The 1,307-nt window shown below is 39.9% G+C and carries 1 protein-coding gene; it reads left to right on the top strand.

Going from position 1 to position 1,307, the window contains the following annotated elements:
* Positions 1 to 660: 660 nt before the first annotated feature.
* On the top strand, positions 661 to 1,307 hold a 647-nt coding region (locus tag QUB16_RS33370), incomplete at its 3' end, for a CHASE3 domain-containing protein (RefSeq protein ID WP_333322688.1).

Raw genomic sequence — 1,307 nt, 5'->3', positions numbered from 1 at the left:
CCTTAAACAAATCCTTCGCAGTAACTCCAGATCGAACTAACACCCGCCCGAACCGCATTTCCTAGACCAACAGCACCGAACCCAGCACCAGCGTCACTACTATTATTTCCATGAACTCAAAATTTTGTTGCTTAACTAGATTTTAACACGCTCTGCGATCGACTTGAACCCCAATCAATAGTGGGAGAGAGGAAAAGTGGGGGAGAGAATTTGACGATTTTTGGGTTTGGTTCCTGAATTTCCAGCTACAATCGAATAAACAGGATTTATGCAAAATCAAAGCAGGCAAAACAACCCTTAATCCTAAAGACTTTGACCTGCATCGCTTGCTCCACATTAAGTTTTGCCAGATTTTTCTTGATGAGTCTGACTCAATGGTTGAGTTGGTAAAGCCAAGAAAGCAAAAAGAAGCGCTGGAAGTTTTTCCACGAAAAAAGGGGCCTTAATTATGAATTAGTATTAGGGATTAAATAACTACTTGGGTGAAAAACATCAGGAAATTATTGACGCTGCAACTTCCCCCCACAAAAGTCAACAACGAATCAAGGAGTAGAAAGTGCAATGTTGCACCATATTATTCGGCTTAGTAAAGTAGTTCCGTTGGGCTTCGGCTCCATTTTTTTCTTAATGATTAGCATCGGATTTGCCACTAAATTGAGTATGGATAAGTTAGCCGAAGCTATTGAGTGGCAAACGCACACTTATGTAGTAAAGACAAATTTGCAAGCCCTAGAAAAAACTTTATTGGATGCTGAAACAGGACAGCGAGGGTTTATCTTCGCTGGAAAGGAGGAATTTTTAGAACCTTACAAAAAGGGAAGCGTCGCTTTTTATAAAACAGTAAATGAGACAAAAGACTTAGTAAAAGATATCCCTGAACAAGTTAAAACTTTGGAGGAAGTTGAAAATTTGGGTCAGCAAAAACTCGATGAATTAGCGGAAACTATATCCCTAAAAAGGGCTGGTAAAGAACCAGAGCTAAGAGCCTTGGTGATTTCAGGTAAAGGCAAGATATTAATGGATGAAATTAGGGATAAGCTGGCAGAAATGCTTACGGTAGAAGATGCTTTACTGGTTCAACGAACAAAATTCGCAAAACAGTCGGAGCAATTAGCGACGACTGTTTCTATAGGAGGTACGGTTGTTGCTGTAGTATTGGGTTCATTTATTATATTATTTATTTTTGATAAAATTATCCGACCAATCAATCAGGTAGCAAATACGATCGCCAGTTCTTCCACAGAGATTGCGGCCACAGTAGAACAGCAGGAACGCACAGCTACACAGCAATCTAGCTCTGTAAATCA

The organism is Microcoleus sp. D3_18a_C4, from assembly GCF_036702415.1.
Classification (GTDB): domain Bacteria; phylum Cyanobacteriota; class Cyanobacteriia; order Cyanobacteriales; family Microcoleaceae; genus Microcoleus.
This window is presented reverse-complemented; position numbering and strand designations above follow the sequence as displayed.